General features: G+C 46.2%; 8 protein-coding genes. All 8 read right to left on the minus strand.

Annotated elements, in window-relative coordinates; genetic code table 11:
• Nucleotides 1–151: 151 nt before the first annotated feature.
• Nucleotides 152–985 (minus strand): 2OG-Fe(II) oxygenase, encoded by an 834-nt coding sequence (locus V7R42_RS12940; RefSeq protein WP_334020685.1) that lies wholly within the window; start codon nt 983–985, stop codon nt 152–154.
• Nucleotides 976–1809 (minus strand): 2OG-Fe(II)-dependent halogenase WelO5 family protein, encoded by an 834-nt coding sequence (locus V7R42_RS12945; protein ID WP_334020687.1) that lies wholly within the window; start codon nt 1807–1809, stop codon nt 976–978. The genes V7R42_RS12940 and V7R42_RS12945 overlap by 10 nt, the downstream gene beginning before the upstream one ends.
• Nucleotides 1810–1837: 28 nt before the next feature.
• Entirely contained in the window at nt 1838–2656 is an 819-nt protein-coding gene (locus V7R42_RS12950) for a hypothetical protein (protein ID WP_334020688.1), read from the minus strand.
• Nucleotides 2657–2668: 12 nt separating this feature from the next.
• On the minus strand, nt 2669–7378 hold the full coding sequence (locus V7R42_RS12955; RefSeq protein WP_334020690.1) for a hypothetical protein: 4710 nt from the start codon (nt 7376–7378) through the stop codon (nt 2669–2671).
• Nucleotides 7379–7887: 509 nt separating this feature from the next.
• The gene (locus tag V7R42_RS12960) at nt 7888–8811 is read right to left on the minus strand and encodes a hypothetical protein (RefSeq protein WP_334020691.1); all 924 of its coding nucleotides are present in this window, start codon (nt 8809–8811) and stop codon (nt 7888–7890) included.
• Nucleotides 8808–10280 (minus strand): hypothetical protein, encoded by a 1473-nt coding sequence (locus V7R42_RS12965; protein ID WP_334020693.1) that lies wholly within the window; start codon nt 10278–10280, stop codon nt 8808–8810. Before V7R42_RS12965 ends, V7R42_RS12960 begins: the two co-directional genes overlap by 4 nt.
• Before the next feature lie 3 nt (nt 10281–10283).
• The gene (locus V7R42_RS12970) at nt 10284–19457 is read right to left on the minus strand and encodes a DUF6603 domain-containing protein (RefSeq protein WP_334020695.1); all 9174 of its coding nucleotides are present in this window, start codon (nt 19455–19457) and stop codon (nt 10284–10286) included.
• Nucleotides 19458–19469: 12 nt separating this feature from the next.
• Nucleotides 19470–21128, minus strand: coding sequence for a lipase family protein (locus V7R42_RS12975; RefSeq protein WP_334020697.1), 1659 nt, complete (start codon nt 21126–21128; stop codon nt 19470–19472).
• Nucleotides 21129–21155 lie beyond the last annotated feature (27 nt).

A 21155-nucleotide genomic window follows, 5' to 3' on the forward strand; every position in this document is an offset into this window, starting at 1 on the left:
CTAGCTGGGATTTTTGCTTTTAATGAATGTCAGTTCTCTATCAATCTGAAAAATCATTAAAACTGGCTGGTTCGCGAGAGCAATCTATAAGACCAATTTGGCGAATTGATTGAATTTTTTAATAGCTAACTTAATTTAGCTACCGGGAAATTTAAGACCATGCAAAAAGTTCCGCTTTATCTTTTGAATAGCTCAACCAAAACCCTGCGGTGATCCGTTCGCTTCCAACCACAGGCGTTACCTCGTGGTATACATGTGCAGCGTCAAAAACTAATAGGCTTCCAGCAGGCATTTCAATCTCCTTCTGAACTGCTTGTGCCAGTTCATCAGGAGTTGCTGGATAGGCGGCATCATATAGTTTTAATCGCCCACCCGATTGTGCGTTTTGTAGCATGAGAAGACAGCTTAATTCAAAGCCTGGCAACAAATTCGATAATACCGTTGAATCGGCATACGGCATGCCCTTTTGGTAAAACTCCAAATGGGCATGAGTACCCAGATAACCACCATTTTTCATTACACGCAATGTTATCCATGGCATTGTAAAATTCTCGGAAACGAGTCGTTGAACAGCACTTTTTTTAGCTACAAGTGCGAGCCGAGACAATATACTTTCAGGTACGCCTGAAGGTAGAACTGAATTAATATAATTATCCCACTGTTTTACACTCTCGCGCGCTTCATGAGAATTATTGAGTGCCTGTAGTTGCCATAGATTGGGGCCCCAACCAAATACACCGTCAAATTGCTGCTGCTTTTCAACGGGTGCGGTTTCCGCTTGGGTAATATTTATAAGTTTTTCAACACTATTGTGACTCAGAAATCCAGGAAACAAAATTCCTGTAATTTTCCTGCCCTCGCTGTCCACTATGCCACCTGGTGTAATAGCCGGGTTTTCACTTGCATCTACCACCGAAATATTAGTGTGACCGCTTAGCCCAGTTAACATCAATTCAGGTGCTTTTGTGGTATCCGTCAACTCCATATATATAAATCTTTATCGTCATTGGAAAAACTGGTAAATCCACCGATCGTAATACGTTCATAAAGACCGATTACGGGACAGACCTGATGCCAGATTCGCCCTCCGGCAAAGTAGATCAAATCACCTACCTGTGGGCGGATGTAATGTTTTTCAAACCTTTCAAAATAGTCATCTCTTGCCAAGCTAAAATGTGGGTAGCGGTTAGAATGCACTTCTGCCGGCGTCTGTTCCCATTCAAGGTCGTACAAGCATAATTCCCCACCTAATTCCGGCGCTCGCAAAACGACAAAATAACTTAACTGATTATACAAGTTAGCTTTATCAGCAAGTTCCGACATTGACTCGTATTCATTAATAAATTCATTTCCGGAATGGGCGTGTAAACCGTATGTATGTGGCTCTATCACCCGAATGACTGAAGCGCCGTAGATATCTCCCGTCGCCGATTGCGGAATAGCCACTTCCTGTTGACCAGAAAGCTTCGAAAAAACTTCTACAAGGCGCGCGTCAAAATCAAATCCACAGTTTTCTATTAATTCATGCCGATATCTTCTGGCATTTTCGAAATAAGGCTTGCGGTCTGCCTGGCTAACCATCAACGGCTCTCCGCAAATGAACCCAAATGGCATTGGAAATTGTAAATTCACACTTAAGCTTTCCGTACATGATGCTAGTGCTTCTGCTTCTTGTTGTGACAAAACATCACGCACTAAAAATCCATCTTTTTTACCGACTAAAAGATCCTTTGCGCCATCAGGGTGATACCGTTCAAGCTCCCGATAATCCAGTTCGTACCAGCGTAAAAAGTGAGAATTTTCAGCCATTTCCAAAGTCCTTGTAACTATTTAGCTTTCAACTGGAAATAATTCCAATATCTTCCGGTGTATACAAATAAGTATCTAAGTCATCTCTCTCCATAGAGGAGTCTGGTTGCTTGGTCTGGATTGAGCACCAGTGAAAACGTTCTATATCATCGGGAAAGGTGCTGCCCGTGGCGTTGGCATTTTCCCATTTTGTTAGCACCTTTTCGCATTCATCCATTGGTATATAGTGGCGAGAATAACTGCCGTAGAAGTGCACAAACATATCACCGGATTGATAATACTTAGGATGGTTTTGCAGATTTTCTACATAACCCACCTTTTTTAATCCATCAGGGTGTTGTTGCAGTACAGCGATCATCGCTTCTTGTTCACCGATGCCATTCCATATTTTGTTGTAGCAGATGAATTGTTGTTGCTTATATGCCTCCGCCAGCAACCATTTAGACCAGGTTGTATTGCGAATTAAAAAAACGCCTGTATTGATCGGCATCATTTCATAACCCACTGTTGGGTCGAGACCCATCAGCTCGTAGTAATGGTCGTGGGACTGAACAATTAAATCAAACTTAGCGTTGAAAAAATCTTCAATGCGACGAGAATGGTCAAAGATCAGCGTATCACTATCTGCCCATAGTACCCAATCATGCTTTTCAAACGCTTTCAGAATCGCAGGTATTTTCGCCCAGCATGCAGGTCTGTCCCGAGCTATTTCAACTTCACTAATAAAGGTATAACCATGCCGATTGCAATAAAGTCGTCTGTTTTCCAACGCCATTTGGCCCAGCCTTTCATACTTAAACATGTGATTTTGAGCTGGGATATCATTAAAGGTTATTACGGCCGTCACTATTCCTGTCCTCTAGCTATGCAAAGTTACAGTGATGGTATTATTAATTTTTATTCCTGAAAGCGTTGCTTCTAAGGTGTATTCGGTGGTTTCTGAAACGTTTACGTCTACACTTCCTTTGCCTGTATTGTCAGGTGTAAGTTGTTGCCCCGTCGGTTGCAATATCAGCTCATCACCCGCTTTAAATTCATTTACCCAATAGTTTAAGGAGACTTGTTGCGGATCACTTAAGGTCTTATAGGCAGGACCGAAGTAACGCACTTCAGGTTGATCACCGCCGATAGTGCGTGTCAGTGGGCCTCCTGGCCCTGTAACTGTGAGAGTCCAGACACCATCTGAATTCACTAATTGAAACGGATTGGCATTTTTGGTCTCAGGTACTGTCACGCCTTCGCTGGGATCCATAGATTTGTAACAAAAGTAAACTATTTCAGCTAACGCGAAATTGAGTACTAGTGGGTCGCTCTTGGCAGTTGGCTGTAGTGGTGCCGTAGCAAACAAGGTCAGTGTCAGTGAAACATCATTGGCATTCATGTGATTTGAAGGCGTATATTCGAAACCGTCAGGCTTATTCGCCTTTAGAGGTACGCTTGGTTCTCCCGGTAAAATTGAAGAGGAAGTTGCGTAGCTGTTGTCCCAGAATAGACTAACTGGCTGATTAAACTGCAGGTTATCGGTACTCTCAGCAGAAAAGCTATTAACCGCAGGTGGTAATAAATTTACAATAACTACTGTGCTTTCGCGTTTCGTATTACCCGCATTTTGTACTTCGACTGAATAAAATGTCTGCTTGGCATCCTGATTTGGCTTCACTTTAAACTTGCCTGAAAATACCGGGCCGTCGCCTTTGAGAACCTCAGATTGAGTTGGTTGATTACTGATCAACTCCACTTTTGCACCTTCTGTGGCGGTCCAGAAAATTTCCGTATATTCAGTGGCTCCCACCTTCTCGGGATTCGCATAGGCAGAGATGGTTAATCCTGCTGCAATTTTACTAAGCAGCAAAGGCGTTGATGTTCCTTTTTCGCTACCTTCACTTGCCTGAGCTGTAACAGTCACACTGTCGCTTCCTTGAACACCGTTTACCGCAATTTGATCAATTAACAGGATAAAGTTGTCGCCGTTTCCCCAGCTAAACGGTCGCAAAGCCTGAACAATGATGGTCACTTTTGAGTCCGTAGGCAGGACCTGTGTTGTCCAGTTCCTGTCTATAGCCGAGGCTGATACCCCCGTTTGTTGACCTTCTTCAATCAAATCTGAAACGCAGGCGCCAACAGGCAAATTAATGCTTATTGAAAAGTCAAACCCCACGGCGATATCTCCGCCGCTAATATTTTCAATTTCAATTTGAATTGACGTGGTCTGATTGATCAAAACCGACGTCGGGCTTAGCGTGTATTTCAGGTCTGGAACCTGAACTGTTGAAGTGTTCATAAGTCGTTCCGGGGTTGGTGCAAATTCGGGAATAGCAGTGTTCTCGGGAGTTAAAGAAAATGCTCCCGACAGGCGCATCCAACCCCAGTAGAGTTGTAAAGGCATTGGGGCGAGTGACGCCTTAGAATCCTTATTTGCTACTTTGCTATCTGTCCAAGTAGTGACACTATCTCGCCAGACATAATCCCACGTACCTTTAATATCTGCAGGTAGAGGCATACTTACGTTATTAGGATTTACCAACATTGGACCTGCACGGGTTATGTATTGAAGATTGGCTAATGCAGTATTGATGACTCCAGGCTGAAGCTGGCGAATCTGAATCGGCAAATACCCCATGATTATGGGCAACTGTGCAAAAGGTTCCATTAATACAGTCAGCATACCGGGCGACCTTTCAGGCGGCGGTGTATTGGTTCCGAGATATTGCGTACTTTCTGTCGCCGTTACAGGTACCAGTTTATTTAACTTCACATATTGCAATTCGTCCTCCAGAGTGAAGTCTTCAGAATTCTGTGTGGCTACTTCATTGAAAGCATCAGGGCCTCGGCTGGCCGCTCTACGTAATGTTGCAATGTTCGGATTATATCCATAGACGGCATTGATATTTGCGTAATCGTCATTAAAGTAAAAACCTGTCACACCGCTTTCTGGTAGCCCCATATCGCCGACACGGACGGGAAAAGAAACCTCTGTATAGCCATTTGTCACCTGCTTGTCAGTATTATCATAAGCCTGGTCACAAAGCGGGTCTCCGCTAAGCTCTAGCGTGACGCTGGCTCTCACTACAGCCAAAGGCTCCCCGATCAGAATTGACAGATTACTTTTCGTGTAATCCCCTTGAGTTGCAAAATGACTCACTCCATCCATCAGGTCTAATAGCTCACCTAAAGCATCAACACCACGTTCAGTTTGTTCCAGAATGCCATCAATCATGGCTTGCAGGTGTCTGTTTTTAAGATTCGGGCGACTGCCTAAAGGTACATTAATGCCAGGTGCTGCTTCCCAGCGAACCCCTGTACCGACATCTTTTATAATGGGAAGAATGACACCTTGAGCAAACCCTTCACTATCAAAAACTAATAAACCACCACTTAAGAAATCTGCAGCAATAAAGCCACAGACTGGCGTGGTATCATCAGAGGAGTTGCTCGGTGTTGGCGGTTCTGATGTTGCGTCAATCAAATTGAATTCGATTCGTGCAGGTTGGGTCAATCTGGGTGGCAACTGCGCATAAATCCGATTAGTGTCACCACCGGGTGTCACCATAGACTCAGAGCGGATAGGTACGATATACCCATTGTTCGCTTCGGCTTTAAATGTCTGGCCCCAACTATCCAACACCCAGAGTTTCGACAGCGCCAGATGGCCGGATCGAATTGGAAGAAATGGCGGGACGCCACTTACTGGAGGTGCTGGTACTACTGCATTATCAGGCGTCGCTCCCTCTTGCTGGTTACCTTCAGCCTCTGAAACCGAGCGCTGGATAAGAGCATCACTAAAACCACTCAGAGATTGAACAACGATATCCGATGTCAGCAACAGTCGGGAAACTTTTTCTAAATCATTGCGGACAAAATCTGCAATTTTAAGGTCTGGGATTTGTAATAAGACGTCTATTCGAGATGCCAGAATCGATGGGGCGTCTGAATTAACTAACGTCCTGCCATTATAGTTGTAGGACGTAGAAGAAACGGTGGTCGATTGCCATTCAAAATCTATCTCTCCCAGTTCCCAGTCATTTAATCCTTCAGCAGGTGTGGTACTGGTCGGGTGCCATTCACCTTCCCAGGCAATATAGACGGGCGTCCATGGTTGCTCCCAATCCTGATTGGCCATTGGATCTGGTGCAACTCCGTCAAAACCGGAAACGTCCGCCATGAGTTGCGCAGACAAAGCATCATCCAATGCAGGCGCCGCTTTTACAGCGGACTGAATGTTTTTGATCGCCGCTTCCACATCGGCTATGGCGGGCCCACCGCCTTCAGCTTTAAGCCAAAGCGACGCCAACCAAGGCTGTAAACCAGGATCGAGCATCAAGGATTCAAGCAAGATAAATTTGGCCTCTAAAGGAATGTTCGTGTTTTCTAAAAACGATAAATCCAATTTATCGGCTAAGTCCTCTGCGGCCACCGAAGCGGGCCGTGAGCCATCGACAGCCATTTCAAAACCAGTCAGATATTGACCACTCATCCTGCATTCAAGCTCTTTCTTATCTAGGCTGCGGTTTACTATTTTGTCATCAGTTCTGACAGAAGCACACAAGATCACAGGGTCGTTAGTTAACTGAAATTGATCTGTGGGTTGCAAGCTGGCCACATATTCAGAACCAAGTAAAGCATTAAGTTCTGAACGAAGATCACTGACGCTTTGTGTTGTATTAGCAAAATCACTGCTAAGTGCTGCTATCTGCGCGGTCAGTGACGTAATTGCACTTTGAACCGTTGTGTTGCCAGGTTTTCGCGTCAATTTCCATTGAGCCGCAAACAAAGACCATTGCCTAGAACGCAAGGCATCAGTTAAACGGTTTAATTTTACTTCTGCGGCGTTTAAATCTGTTAAAGCTGCTGTTTGCTGGTGATCAAGTGGGATAATCGTCTGATTGGAATTGTTGTCGTCAGGCAAGCTTACAACAGTTACTGAACCACCCGAGCTGCCTCCAAACGTAAGTCCAGCGTTGGTAAATTCAAAAGTGACAACGTTGGTTAAAAAGGTACTGATAGAGTCTGTCATCACTGCCTGAATCAAACGTTCAATCGAATATCCCGAAACATGGGAGTCAGGTATTTGTTCGTTCAACCAGGTGCCCAACGCTTCACTGGGTGTATTGCCAATTGCCACTGGGATCTGACCAGAGTGTGGGATGTTGTCATTTTCATAGAAAAAATCTATGCCTTGCCAACTAAGTTTCTGAACCGCTCCGAAGGGAAGCAACTGACCGGGTAAATCTTGTTGTGCCTCTGGCAATGAAGTGGGTTCGACACCGTTTTGTTTGGCCCATTGCTGCCAGGCAGCTTGTGCATCAATCAGTGACTGTGCACTGCCATCTCCTACCTGCATATTTAAGTTGGAAATATTTTGTTGCCATTGCTGTTGCTCAGTAAACCCTTGCTTATTCTCATTTGAAACACCTAACAAAGGGTCCCAACCAGTGGGGTTGAAAAAACCGAAAACAGAGAACGACACATCAGCGATAGAGCTCTCCAGTGACGCCATAGGATCGTAAAAAGCCAGTACGTTTTGAGCAGACTGATAAGTTACTGCAAACGCTGGTGCTCCAGGCGCCATGGAGTAGAGTTTTTTGACGGAAGACGGTTCATCATCCACAGGCACTGAAAGTTCATTCGCAACCCCAATAAAAGTATATTTTTGTTGTGAATCCGGATCTGGCCAGGCTGACTGACCTTCCTGTAAATCCTCTTTATCACTTTGTAGTAACCAGGCCTTAATTGTTGGTGGCGTATCTGCTGTGGCGTCTTTCAATATGACAGTGCGGATCACTAACCAGCGGTTGGGAAGCAACGGAAACTCAACACCTTCGGGGGTTGATTTACCTGCTCTAAGGCCTGTAGGAATAGTCCAGTGTAATTCAACCCCAGTTTGCGGAACCCCTGTTCCCGATGCCACCTTAAAAGCGGCGGGGGTGGGCACTGGATTGTCAGTATTTCGCAACTGCGTGTAGTCCACACCAACCTGAGAGAAATCCGCTGTAATTTGTCTTAAGTTGGGCGTCCCCAGCGCTAATGCATCAACGGTCATCGGCACCAGTAACCGCGGACCTGACCACAAAGCGGAATTCATTGGTTCTCTCCTTCATCAGAGGGAAAGTTTGACGCTGGCTTAAACACCTGCAATCCTGGACTCCTGATCATTTCCACGGCAAAATCTGCTGCCGACAAGTCCACATTATGCGGCCAGTCATCAGTTTTATTCAGCCAGCATTTTAATTCAGCAAGACTTCGCTGGATGTCTAATACACCTGTAGTTGCGTCGTCATTACGAAAAAACACCTGTGAGCGCACGGCTGTACTGCTTTGCTCGATTTGAGCACCAATTTTGCCTGCTTGAAGGCTTCTGACAAAGGTATAAGCACCGTCTGCGGTGCCACCTTGGCAACCAGGAATACCAGTATCGTTTCTGATGCCAAAATGAATGCCTTCAGAAGGTTCAATTAACTTCACTTCAGCTGGCAGGTCTTCGAAAATAACTAACAACACATCTTTGGCCAGAGGATCCATTCGAAGCAGATTAATTTTTTTTCCAGAAGCGTCCAAACCAATCACCTCCATACCTGGATACCCGCCCACCAGTGAAGAACGAATCAACATGACTGTTACCACACCACCATCACTAACCTGATCTGGCACCTCCACCTGACGTAGCTGGCTACGTAGTTTCTGGGCTTCTCCATGCACAATCTTAGTCAGGCTTTTCTGCTGATTGATATCAGATAACAGTTTAATTGACCCTGTTCGTCCTATCGATAATGCACCATCCATCGCTCGTTCCAGCCAGTTAATGTCCATAAACGACCAACGAATTGATTCGAAAGGCAGCATGCGATAATCGGGGACCAGATATTCAAAAGGCACACCGTATAGCAGGTAAAGCCTTGAAAGCCAGGCTTGTATCGGAATAGGAATATCTTCCGCACTACTGTTGTTGGCCTGTTTCACTAACTGCTGAGCTGCTATTTCCCTGGACTTCCAACTCTTCATCATTCTTTTCCTTCATAAAAGCCCAACTGAGCCATAATATACTCAAGCGGGTCAGCACCCTCAGCAACAGCACTCTGCACCTTTTCCTTATCTGGAAGATGGTCTGCACTGTTTTTACAAGCCCGCATGCGACGTTGATTTATTTGAGGCACAGTTACATCACACAAACATAGATTGAGCATATGAGCTGCACTACTGGCAGGAGAACTTTGCAAACTCTGCTCCGGGGCCAGATTAGTTGCCTTTAGCTGGTGTCCTACCATGCTGGCTTCCATCCTAGATTGCTGCTCAAGTGTTTGCTGTTGTCGCCAGATTTGCATCTGATTTACGAAATTAGAATCTGATAAAGCCAATAGCCGTCCAATTTGCCAGGCAGAAGCATAAGTGAAATCAAACATTCCATTTTCAGGATTATATCGAATAGCATGGTCGGAAACGCTGTAACTGGTTTCCAGTGGGTCTTCCCTATTAGGCCAGGGCGTCAGCACGCCCCTCAACCATGCAGTGGTCTGCTCGCCTTCCAGTAACCGAGTTTGTGTCGGGACAAATCCGAGACTGATGGCTTCTTCTGCTGCTTTCTGGGCATAAGAATCACCGGCTACCGATTCAGAGGGCATTCGCAACACCTGGTTCTGGTCAGTTTTTCTGATGTTTTGTAACAGACTGAGAAAGTCTCCCGGAAAAGACGAAACTGTAAACTGCCATTGAGCCAACACTGCGAGATTAATCATATCACCACTGACTGAAGAACCTGCTAAATGTTGGCTGTGTCCTTCAAGTGACACCAGATAGACGGTGTTTGTATGTGCCGAATCCTCAGAAGACGCAGGTAGCCGATTCGCCACAACCATTGACCACATTCCGTTAGCCAGTCCGGTAACCTTGTCAGTGGTATCGACTTTGCGGACATGGGTTAAAAATGGCAAATCAGATAGAGAAGGTGCAATTGCTTTAAAAAATGTTAAGTCTACCTGCATTAATTGGACCTGCGTTTTCTCTTCTTCAGAAGTTAAATTGGGAAGATCGGGAACAACTGTGTTGTTTGAGGGGTTAACTAGGGTAGCAACTGTTTCTGTGACAGGGCCTTTAATTTTTTCTTTTTCAGAATCATGCACTACTAACAATGCCAACCAGGGAGTATTGTCTGTAATATCGTCCGGCACAATTGGCCTTGCCCAAGGTAAATCCTGAGTTAACACAACGTGGGGTAATACCTCGGCAAAATTGCCGGCGTGATTTCCGGGAGGGTACACCGACTGTAAATCGTTAGGTTGAATGCTGAATCGAGACGCTGTTACTTCCAACGACTGTGTTGCCGTGTAATCCGGAGGATTATCGCCTTCAGGCCCAATATCTATACTTTGGGTTACTGTTAACTCATAACTCGCCGACTTGAGGGGGGCTTGACTTGAGTCATAAAACGTTATTTCGCCTGATAGCAGACCACTTTGAGGACCTACAGTATTACTCATTTTTCAACCTCCTTGCTGTACCAATCGCACGTTAACGTTAACTGGCCTTTTTAGGCAGTGAGCATCTTGCCCGAGACACCTCACTTCGTCTTTTGAGGTACCTTCTGCATTCATACCACTGTTTCCGCTATAACTGATAACGCCATTCAGTTGATTTTCTTTTGTTGCGCGAACCATCAAGCGTACCCAACCATCCAAAGCCAAGCCTGAAATATCAAAATTGGCAGTCTGACACGCTAGACTGCTTTCGTGAGACAACAACGGGTTCAGTTGGCGGCGACGTAGTTTTCCATTTTCATTTTTTTCCACGACCGCGTACTCCACGCCATCTGCATCGCAACCTAGCAGTACACACGCCCTATCATGATGTTCAGGAAGCCAAGTTGTAACCCAGCCCTGCTTGCGTCCTTCTGCGTATTCCAGTTGATTTTCCGACAACATGTGTTCCGCACAGCAAATATCATTTTCATTAACACGCGAACTTCGAATAATGGCCTGGGGTTTAACCAAGCAATCATCTCCTAGTAAGTAACGAGGATTGACTCTCACTAGTTTGCTACCAATTTGCCACCCGGCAATACTAGAATAGTTATCTGCGCCGCAAACCGCTGCATGCTCTAAACCGTCAGGCAACTCGATCTTCATCTGGTCTTCTGTTGAATGCTGGATAATACAGGCTGGCTCTTGTCGCTCATCAAAACCGATCACTCTAACGCCTAACTCACCACTGACATCAACTGTATGAGGAGCATTGGCGTCGATGGAATACAACGCAACGCTTCCACGTCTAAGGCTTGGGTTAACCCCCATACTTTGCGCATTAACCCAATTGGCGGTTGTTGGCCGGCGAGCGATTCGCCCATTCCCGTCGACTCTCAATCTACCGGCATATCGACGAGCCCCTCCCAAACATACCGGAGCTGATAAAGATTGTGGTGCAACAACATCAGCCGTAGATCGCAAGGAACGGGTCAAGACACTGGTTGAAGATTGGGCAAGGGTCTGTCCCAGTTTCGCCAAAACTGGCGGAGCCTGGAAAATGTTGCTCCCCTGACTAGACATAACATACAAGTCGGGATTTAAAGGCGCGTGTAATTTACGTTGCTGCAATGCAGCTAGAATATCATTTCGCAACTGTACTACCCCTTTTTCCATAACAGTGGTCATTACAGTATGGATTGGGTTTATCTGCGGTAACGGTTCTTCAGAGGAGAAAGGCACATTCAGTGATAATGGAAGGTTCATATCACAAAGCTTTTCAGTATTAAACACAGACAAATTTGCAGGACCCAGTTCACCAGAATACTTATAACGCTGGCCGATAATAGCAACGCTCGTCATCGTATCCGGTATTACGGTGTTAGTGGCGGGTGCAGTTTTGGTTTTCAGTTGCGTAGTAGCCCACAAGCCCATTGGGCTGTTTGCATTGTAAGCATTGATATCGAAGGTAGAGCTGTCTATGGTGACATTAGTGCCCTGTGAAGTCAGTATGAAGGTTAATTCGGATGTCAGTGTTGAAACATCCATAGGGCGCACGCCCAATTTAGCGTCACAGTTTAACGGCCTCAGGTTGCCCGCAATAGCTTTGGTCCCTGGTACCGCCGAATCCGCCCGTAACTCAAAGCCAATTCGTTGCATGGTCCATACATCAGTATTGGCTTCTCCTTCAATTAAGCCTTTGGAGATTTGTAGCTTCAGCACCTCTTGTTTTTCGGTCGAAGCATTAACTAACTTTTTAGTGTCTGGCTTTGTAGGTGGTGGCAGGAAGTTTTTGGCAAATTCATCCCATGAGCCGAGCGGTTTGTTGTCCAAATTCGGATTCTGATCACCAATGGGAATACTGAATGAAATCACATACCAGTTGACAGTGACTATACCTGCGGTTGGCGGCCCCCATAGGTGCAAGGCTGCACCTAATTCAGCTTTCAGGGTGATGGTAGTACCCAACAATTTAGTAGTTAAAGCCGCCCCGATACTGATGGAAATGTCTACATCATAATAGAATGGCTTCCAAGCGATAATAAAATCTGCATTGGATTTAAACCAGGCTCTTAACGGGCCTTCTTTGAATTCTAATTCCAGTCTACCACCAGCCATCACGGCATTGGGAGTAAGAGCAAAATATGCTTCACCTAGTATACTGGCTCCTGCTATCGGCCAACGCAACCTTAGCCGCGGAACGACAGGATAATAATCAGGCGGTGTATAGTTCGCATTATACCCCCCCAATGAAAGACAGAAATCACCGGAATGCTTATTCGGAGACCACCAGATAGCCAATACGAATCCACCGCTGATTTTACAATTTTTGTCTAAAACGAACGAGGCCGGCGTCAATTGCGCCTGGGCAATCAGCGAGCCTTTGGTGATATCGACCGTAATCACTATACCCAGTTGCGCAAACATCAAAGCTTTGCCAGGATCTTTGACCAGCGGAGGTTGGCTAATAGTGGACACGCCCAGCAAGGATACCGAAAGGTTATTGCCGAACTCAACGACAGCAAGCGCTGTGGTATCTATCAATGAGTAACTGGTAAAGTGCAGTCCGGCAGCCATCCAATAAGAACCCACTTCTGGGCTAATGACCTCAGACATTTTACTGAGAGCCTGGCTGGGTGTCGGATCAACACCAAAAATAGCTTCAGGGTCACTGGCAGCTTCTACCAGGATGAAGTTCTGGACCGCATCCGGTTGTGGTAACTTCAATGAACGATTGTAGGCAAAACCTCCTGAAAAACCTTTTATGAAAAAAGCTGGAGGGCCTCCAATTGGAAAGCCGCTAGCAGCAAAAACGAAGAAGGATGGATGTTTTTTGTTGGTAACGGTATCCGTCATCAGTCCATAAGAACCTACTGCAGAAATACCAAACCGTCCGATGTTCACGTTGATGGCGCCATTGTAGAGGACATCCTGCCCTGTACCAACCTTAACCAGACCTCCCGCGATGTCGACAGAACCTGCATTAAACGTAACCGCCAGCCCTCTGAGGTCAAGATCATATGAATCGAGAGACAACGGGTTGCTTACGTCCACGCCCACCGACAAGTCAAAGACCGTCATAGACAGTGCACTGATATCCAATCCACCGGTAAAGCCAACGCCAAGTTTTGTATCAGCGTTTTTCCACATGGCTGATATCTGCTGCACAGTCAGAGGACCGAAAGACTGCTGGATTGGGATGATTACCTGATCAACTACATCGCCGGAGGCATTTTGTAACCCTGCCCAGAATTGCCCCGGGTGGGTATAAGCTGCAATTGCGCTGAAAGTCGGGTCAGTGGGTGGATTTTCAGAATCCGGTGAACTGCCACTTCCCAGCAGGTTTGCGGCCACTGGATTAACTTTAGAGGTTTGCGGTAAACTATTAGGGGACAGTGCCCAACCAAGGTTATGAAATTCTAGACTGCCACCAATTACAGTCTTGCTGGTATCGTCAAAAGTAACTTGCAATAACGTTCTAGGGCTGATTCGCTCCATTGAAAAACGCGAAATCGATACCAATGGAGACTGATTTTTACCATGTATATCCAGACCAACATTCGACATCACCAAGGACATTCCCGCAAAGTCCGGTGTGAAATCAGGTGCATCAGAAATAGGTAAGTAAGCAGCTAAACCTGGCTGCGGGGTTTCAGCGCCTGATTCACCACTCTTTTCTATCCAACGGTTTTCTTCAGCCCCGAGCTGGAAGGTAACATTCGGCAGAGCATCGACAGTAATATCATTGGCCTTAAGCCTTACGCCATAGCCGAGCTCTGAGTTTTTATCTAGCCATACTCCACCATCTTTCCCAATGGTCAGCACTTTTATAGGGTTTTCGAGCAACGCTGACAGAAAACCTCCAATAAATCGCTGTGGGGTCAGCTTTAACAGATCATCAATACTGGTCAGTACATAGTTGCTTTGTACTTTCTCGATAAGTCCGCTACCCACAAGCAGATCTGCCGGTGTCGGCGCTTTGTCTTGGTCAACCAATTGGCTGTCCAACCAGTTCTTAACCTGAGTTATGTCCAGCAATACTATCGAACCGTAACGAGGCACTACCCATTTAAGTACGCTGACCAACCACTCTGAAAGTGTTGTCTCTTTAAAAAATTCAGGTAACAGCTCAACCTTCAGTTGAGACGCTTTTCCATTGTCCTGCTGAGGGTCAAACAGCATGTTGAATCTGTTATTGCTGGCATCAAACGCCATCTGAATTGCTGGTCCATTGTTCTGTAGAATTATCGGTACCTGAAGGTCAAGTCCAAAGCTGAAATTGACATCAAAATTATTGGCTGGATCAACACCTACACCAGAACGAGACAAGGTGACATCCAGTAATCCTGTATCCGGGAAGTCGATTTCAGCCCAGAACCCCAACAGTCCTTTGTCGTCACGGCCACTTAGCAAAGTGATTGGAATTTTATTACTTGGCGCCCAACTCACCAACCCACTTTCAGGCGCAATTGTGCCAGGAATAAGCCCGTCCAATAAAGTAGTTATAGCCTGAGCGGTGCCTCTTGCACCGGCGTCAGACAATCTTACATTTAACCAGGAAAGTGCTTTATCAAGAATATCTTCTGTTGACTGGGCCTGGCTAAGCTCGTCTACCAGCGCTTTAACATCCAATTGGTTTGTGCCGCCAGCCACTCGCAGGCGCTTGACAAAGTCACTAGCACTGCTGTTTTCCAGTTCAGTGAGTATTTGGCTGGTGATTTTTTGGATCAGTGCTTGAATTGCAATGGCGGTGGCGGCTTCAATCAGTGCTTGCCAACCGGCAAAAGGTACCAATTGCAGAGTAGCTCCATCGGTCTGTCCAATGCTCAGGTTAAAGCCTTTGTCAAATCCAGTTTGTGCGTAGGTCTGAGTAGTGTTTTGTAGTACTTTGATATTTCCGGTAATGCCAGGCTGGAAGGTGCGATTAAGTCTTATGGCTGAATGCAACGTCACATCAGCAACCCCCTGAGAGATCGACGTAGATGCTGTTACAGAAGTCACAAAATTAAGATTATCCGGTTCCACCTCATCCACCGCAAAATGCAGGTGTACACCATAGGGTAGCCCGGTTACCGAAACGCCCGTCTGACCTGCCGGTAGCTGAGAGACAGTAATGCCATTTCCGGTTACATTTGGTATGTCTTTCAACAAGGTAGCAAGCCGTCTGATGTCCAGAGTTCCGTCTGAACCAAATACTGATCCCGATAACAACCAGTCAACAGGATTATCAAATAGCCCCAGCAGAGACTTAAAGGTCAGTTGATCCCCCTGTTTGACCAACAGCCCAAGCCCTTCCATTAATACCGCCGCTAATGGGTAAGGTTTGATAACGTGTTGGTCCAACAACATCGTCACAAAACTGGAAACGGTCTGGTACGGTCCTAATGCCGTAACCTGTTGTATAAATTTTTGTTGATCAAATGGGTAGAGGGTCAGCTCTGGTGCAGAAGGCTCCTGTCCATCTCCCCATAATACATCAACCTCCAGCGGCAACGTCTGAGGTGACTGGCCTACGCGCCAGTTAATTTCAGGTACAAAAGACATCCGTACCTGTGGCACATAAACGTTAACACCGGCACTGATAATTCTATTACTCAGATTCATCGAAACAACACCGGTCAGTTCCACCAGCGAACCTACTGCAATGGAATCTGCTGTTTTTATCTGGATTTGATTACCGTTCGCTATCTGCCAATTGAACGGTCCAAATTCTCCCTCATCCGAACCAGCGATAGCGCTGGTTAATACCAGAAGTTTTTCGCTGTCATTCATCAATTCTTCAAATGCATTGGTCAGAGTGCTGACTGGCGAAGAAGCTAACTGTATGATTGCTTCTGGCACCGGAGCATAACCAAGTGAACGGGTTGTCAGAAGTCCCAGAGCGGACAAAATGTCCAACACTTGATCCGGAATAGCTGGCACTTTGATACCCAGCATTTGCTGTATCAACGTGAAAAGATTAGCTCTGCTATCCTTATTGCTAAGAACCTCGACCAAACCGTTTGTAAGCCAATTAAGCGGATTTGCAAATAAAGCATTCCATCCCTCGGTGGATATGCCTGACTTGTCTTTTAATACAAGACCGAGATCTGCAAAAAGGGTATAGGAATTTTCAAAGGTTTCATTGCCTTCTAGGTTTTTAATCACATGAGCAAATGCATCGTTCAGCGCGCCAAAATAGGCCTGGGCATGACTGCCCATTGATAGCAGATCGCTACCGGATAGGAGGAATGTCTCGGGTGTTACTACTAGTCCGTTGTCCAGACCTAAAACCACCTTGAATACCAGCCCATCTATATCTTTGCCGTCAAAGGTAGTAACCTTACCGTTAGTGGAAGTGAAGGTAACAGACATTTGCAAACAAGGGGTGTTTTGGTCGCTTATGCTGCTGTCTCCCAAGGGAACTTCCCCAGCTAGCAATTGAATGTCAGTATCAACCTGCACACCAAAAACAGGCTCAGCGGTGAACGGCCGGCCTAACCCGAGGCCAAGGCTGTCTGACCTCCCGCTGAAAATCAACAAGTTGAATCCCGAGGCAAAGCCAAGGGGCATTTGTAACGGCTGAGGAAGGTTCCCATTCCCCCTTATTTCAGGAACAGACTGACCATTTGTTATTGCCCAAGCAGCGAGAGTAGTTGCGGCTTTTAGATTGGCAGGTTCAGCCGTTATAGCCTGCAGTTGAGCTTGTAGAACACCAACGGGGTCGTTGAAATCACTCGGTGCCAGAACTGGCATATCATCTGGCCAGTTAATTTCAGACGGTAAATGCGCGCCCAGATCAGGTAACAATCCAAGGATGCCATCTATTGCCAGCGCTGATGGTTGAGAGGTTCTAGCAATAAATAGACCCATCACACGAACCAGTAAAGTGGCAAAGTTACTTTGCGTCATTAACCGGTTTAGTTGATCGGTATCACTGAACTCCAGGTTTTCGTTAAGTGACAAGCTATCCTGACCTATGACAATGGAAGGCTTCTCAACCTTCATGTTCCAGACCCAGTCTGACCCGTTGCCCCAGCCGACATCCATGCTAACGCTATCAGCGGTAATCTTAGCTCCTGCAATAGTTGGCGATTCCAATGTTTGATTTATAGCAAGAGTAGCGCCCACTTTTGGCAGCCATTTAGCGTCAACTACATTTCCGATCCCAAGCCGCACTGCATGTACAGTTATATCAAGATCCAGTGTGGGCAGTCCGGCAAACTCTAAAGGAGGATTTACCTCAAACCCCAATGTCAGTAATTTGTTTTTTGTTCCAGTGGGCCCTTCCTGTTGAAAAATCAGTAAACTTATAGGGCTGGAAGCAAGACTGACTTTCCAGGGTGATAACTCGGTTCCACTACCGGAAACATTAATTGCTGGGCCTCCTGCCTCAGCCAATAACGAACCAAATGCCTCAACCATGTAAGTAAAGGCTAATTTGTCGCCTGCATTTTCACTCAGTAAGCTACTGTAGTAAGCGGTCATGGCTTCGATGGGGTTCGCTAAAGACTTCAACAGTCCGTCTTTTGACAAAGGAGGCGTCGCAGGCCATGAAGCCCCATCAGGTAACGCAGGCGGGACCAGCCCGATAATGGTGCCAATTGAGGTACCGAACGCAACGTTACTCTGCCCTTGAATACTCAACAGCTCTTCAAGCTTTTTAACGATCCCAGCAATCAGAGAATCAACACCAACCTCAGCGATTTGCTCAAGGTTTAGCAAGTTTAAGCTGGCATAGTTGCCGTTCTCGGTAGTGACATTTGTCAGCTCAAAGTCGGGCTGTAGTTGCATGCCATTAGCCAATGCTATACCCGCTCTTACATTACCCACTGACAGTTTTGGCGAAGCAATATCGACCAGCAACTCATCGGGCTTACCTCGTTGAAAGACGAACCCCGCTTCACCCTGTAACGAGTCGGGCTGAGAGGAGAGAGAACCGTTCAAATCGAGATTCATCTGTCCCAGTTCCAATGCCGCGTTCATCAACAGCACATAATCGTCAGAGCCCCCCATTCTCTGAGGCTGGGCTGTAAATACGACGCCAGGATAGAACTGCCTTGTTCCCTGCGCGTTGGTCTGGTAGCCAAGGGTGAACTGGAAGCTACCGACTTCATCGATACTTGCTAAGGTCAGAGCAAGGGGATCGTTTCGCGTTCCAGTACCAGTGATACTCGGTGCTACGGAACCAATGAGGTGCCCTAAGGCTGTCAGCCAGGCTTTTCCGGCTTCACTATCGTCGACTAAGTAAGCAAACCACGCCAGTATAGGAGAGACCGGATTGCCATTGTTCAAGGCAGCTTTGGCCATACTCACCCAATCTAGCAGTGGCACTTCTCCGTCAACATCTGGCACATTCTTAGCCAGACCAAACACAGGTAATACGTAGGAAAGTTTATCTTTGTCGATACCGGTCTGTGCTAATGCAGATAATGCTATGGAGGCAACTGTGGACAATATTTCCTGATCGGATAGAGCTGCCAACTCTACCAATGAAATATCTCTCGCTTCTAATACGTTGGGTAACTTGAGATCCATAAATACCAGAGACAAGTCGATAGGGTTAGCGCTGCCAAGGTCAATTGAGGCAGATGTTTTAATACCCTGCAACGAGATATCTACACCATCAAACAGCCGCTGACTATCCCCACCTTCAATAGAAGCCCCTATAGAGAAGGGCCTGCCTCTCTGACCTAGCGCGAGCGTAAACTCTCCTGCACCTAGTTCCACAAGAGGGATTAATCCCCAGGCTAGTATTTTTACAGAATCGGGACCTACTTGATTGGCATCATCAGATACATTTTCAAAGGGGGCTGTAAAATTATTGTCTGAATCTTTTTTGTCTGGATGCTGCCATTGCACCAAGGTCCCAAAGCCAATTACAAGTATCTCGTCATTATCTGGTGAAGGATAACTGACCAGATACAGACCACTGTTAGTAGAGCTAAAATTAAGGGGGTACCAGGTGCCCAATAATGCCGGATCGGTAACGGGTATTCCAAGAGCGTTACCTCCCACCTCTCCCAATAACTGAGTAATTGTCGCTACAAATGCCTCAGGATTATTTTTGATAGTCTGCTGAGAGACTGTAAATGGGTCTGAAAACCAATCTGACTGCAGCTCTACTGAACCATCAGAAACCTTGATGATGCCTACCAGTTGACCCAATGAAAGTAGAAGCGGATCAATCTCTGATGACGGTATTGTATTGGTGGTCATTCTATTGCTCTCTTAGTCTGATGGATCCAGCAGTGCAATATAGGTATTGATGGAATGAAAAGAGACGCCATCAAACCCTGTTGTTCCACTCAATGTAATTTCTGTACCGTACCGGGTTAAGAGGCTATTCCAGGTAACCTTCTGAATAACATCCTGTATCCGTTTAACCAGAAAAACGTTATCGACCAAATCTGGGAAGTTAAATTTCAAATCCCATCCTGATGCAGCGGGACTTCCGTAACAATATGCGTAGATTTTAGTGCTGTTAGTAAGTGTGTTCGTATTCAGATCCAAAGAGGCGACCATCGCTGTCATCGCTCCAAGCCCGTGACCGGCAACAACTAACTCGTTCTCAGACAAGTTCAGGCCTTGAAGGTAAGACCTAAGATCTGTACGAATATCGTTATATATTTTGTACGCCCCACCATGGGCGCTAGCCATACGTGGCAACCAATCAATCACAGCGGCTAACGAATTAGCTAGATTATTCATTACCTCTGCATAAGAGATGTCACTGCGAAACACGACAGCATAAAGTCCAGGGCTGGGCCTCTGAAAGACACTGACCCATGGATCACACTCTGGAAAGGCTTTTACCAGGGACCAGGACGAAGGGAGGTTGGCGGATGATTGAGGATGCTGCGCCCGCTTCGCTGCCGCTGCGCATAGTTGCGTAAGAACATACGACAGTTGCGCGTCGTAACCATTGGCTGATGTGGAATGAGCTCCTTCCGGGTTAGGACTCGTCGTTTCTGTATTTAATACATCAGTGTAAAATGGCCCGCTTCGCTCCCACCATGGGGCGTCGAATTGCGGTAACGTTGCATCAACAGGCATATTAGTGCCCAATTGTGCCAGTGGATTGCCCTGCTCATCCACTGTCGGCTCGGTAGGAAAAAAATCCACCACGGGGCTAATGCCAGCATTTACAACCCAGGCGTCAGAAATACTTTTCTCAAACAGTGCCTTAAATTTAGTGCTGGCGTTGAGTGGTGTTGAGTAGGTGTAAAGTCTAATATCTTTAAATTTAATACTTATTTTATCTTTGTCAGGTCTAAAGTCATAAGCGGCAAGTTGTGCGAATGCAGCACCTATGCCTTGCCCGCAAATCATTAACTCTGTGTTGGCGGGAGCGACAAAAGAAGCTGCGGTTTGCATCAAATCCCAAATATCTTCCCGCAGACTCATATACAAAGACTGCAACGGTCCGTTAAAGTTAACCGTTTCCGTTGATACCTGAGCAGGAGCATCCTGAATTTTAAGGCTCTGTAGTAATTTAGCTCCGGGGTGCAGTTGGTTTTGTGCCCACTGACTGAGACAGCGCATATTCTGAAGTGAGCTTTCAATATTCGCCTGTAAATTATCAGAACCATCCGGGTCAGATATGATTGATGTGGAAAGAGGCTGCTGCCTCAAAGCAGGATACCCTTGAAGAGATATCTTGTTCAGAAACCCAGTCCAATCAGCCCCCAATACAAGTGCAATTTGATTTGTCGCGCCGATGAAATTTCCAATACAGGTGTACGCTTGAATCCCACTGCCCACTTTAGTATTTATCAGACTCCAGGGGGACGGCAAGCCTTTGATAATAAGGTTGGCTAGGTCTCCCATTCCCAATGAGGCTAATTGTTGCAGTGATACCGAGAGTGTTTTGTCGTAAGAAACCATCATGTCAATCCCTGTAGTGGTTAGCGCTGA

The sequence above is a fragment of the Alteromonas sp. S015 genome (assembly GCF_036864485.1).
Classification (GTDB): domain Bacteria; phylum Pseudomonadota; class Gammaproteobacteria; order Enterobacterales; family Alteromonadaceae; genus Alteromonas.

Bases quoted from the DNA above. Each gene is read 5' to 3' on its own strand.
- V7R42_RS12960 (WP_334020691.1), bottom strand. From the start codon at position 8,811: ATGATGAAGAGTTGGAAGTCCAGGGAAATAGCAGCTCAGCAGTTAGTG.
- V7R42_RS12940 (WP_334020685.1), bottom strand. From the start codon at position 985: ATGGAGTTGACGGATACCACAAAAGCACCTGAATTGATGTTAACTGGG.
- V7R42_RS12955 (WP_334020690.1), bottom strand. From the start codon at position 7,378: ATGGCGCCTGGAGCACCAGCGTTTGCAGTAACTTATCAGTCTGCTCAA.
- V7R42_RS12970 (WP_334020695.1), bottom strand. From the start codon at position 19,457: ATGACCACCAATACAATACCGTCATCAGAGATTGATCCGCTTCTACTT.
- V7R42_RS12975 (WP_334020697.1), bottom strand. From the start codon at position 21,128: ATGATGGTTTCTTACGACAAAACACTCTCGGTATCACTGCAACAATTA.
- V7R42_RS12945 (WP_334020687.1), bottom strand. From the start codon at position 1,809: ATGGCTGAAAATTCTCACTTTTTACGCTGGTACGAACTGGATTATCGG.
- V7R42_RS12965 (WP_334020693.1), bottom strand. From the start codon at position 10,280: ATGAGTAATACTGTAGGTCCTCAAAGTGGTCTGCTATCAGGCGAAATA.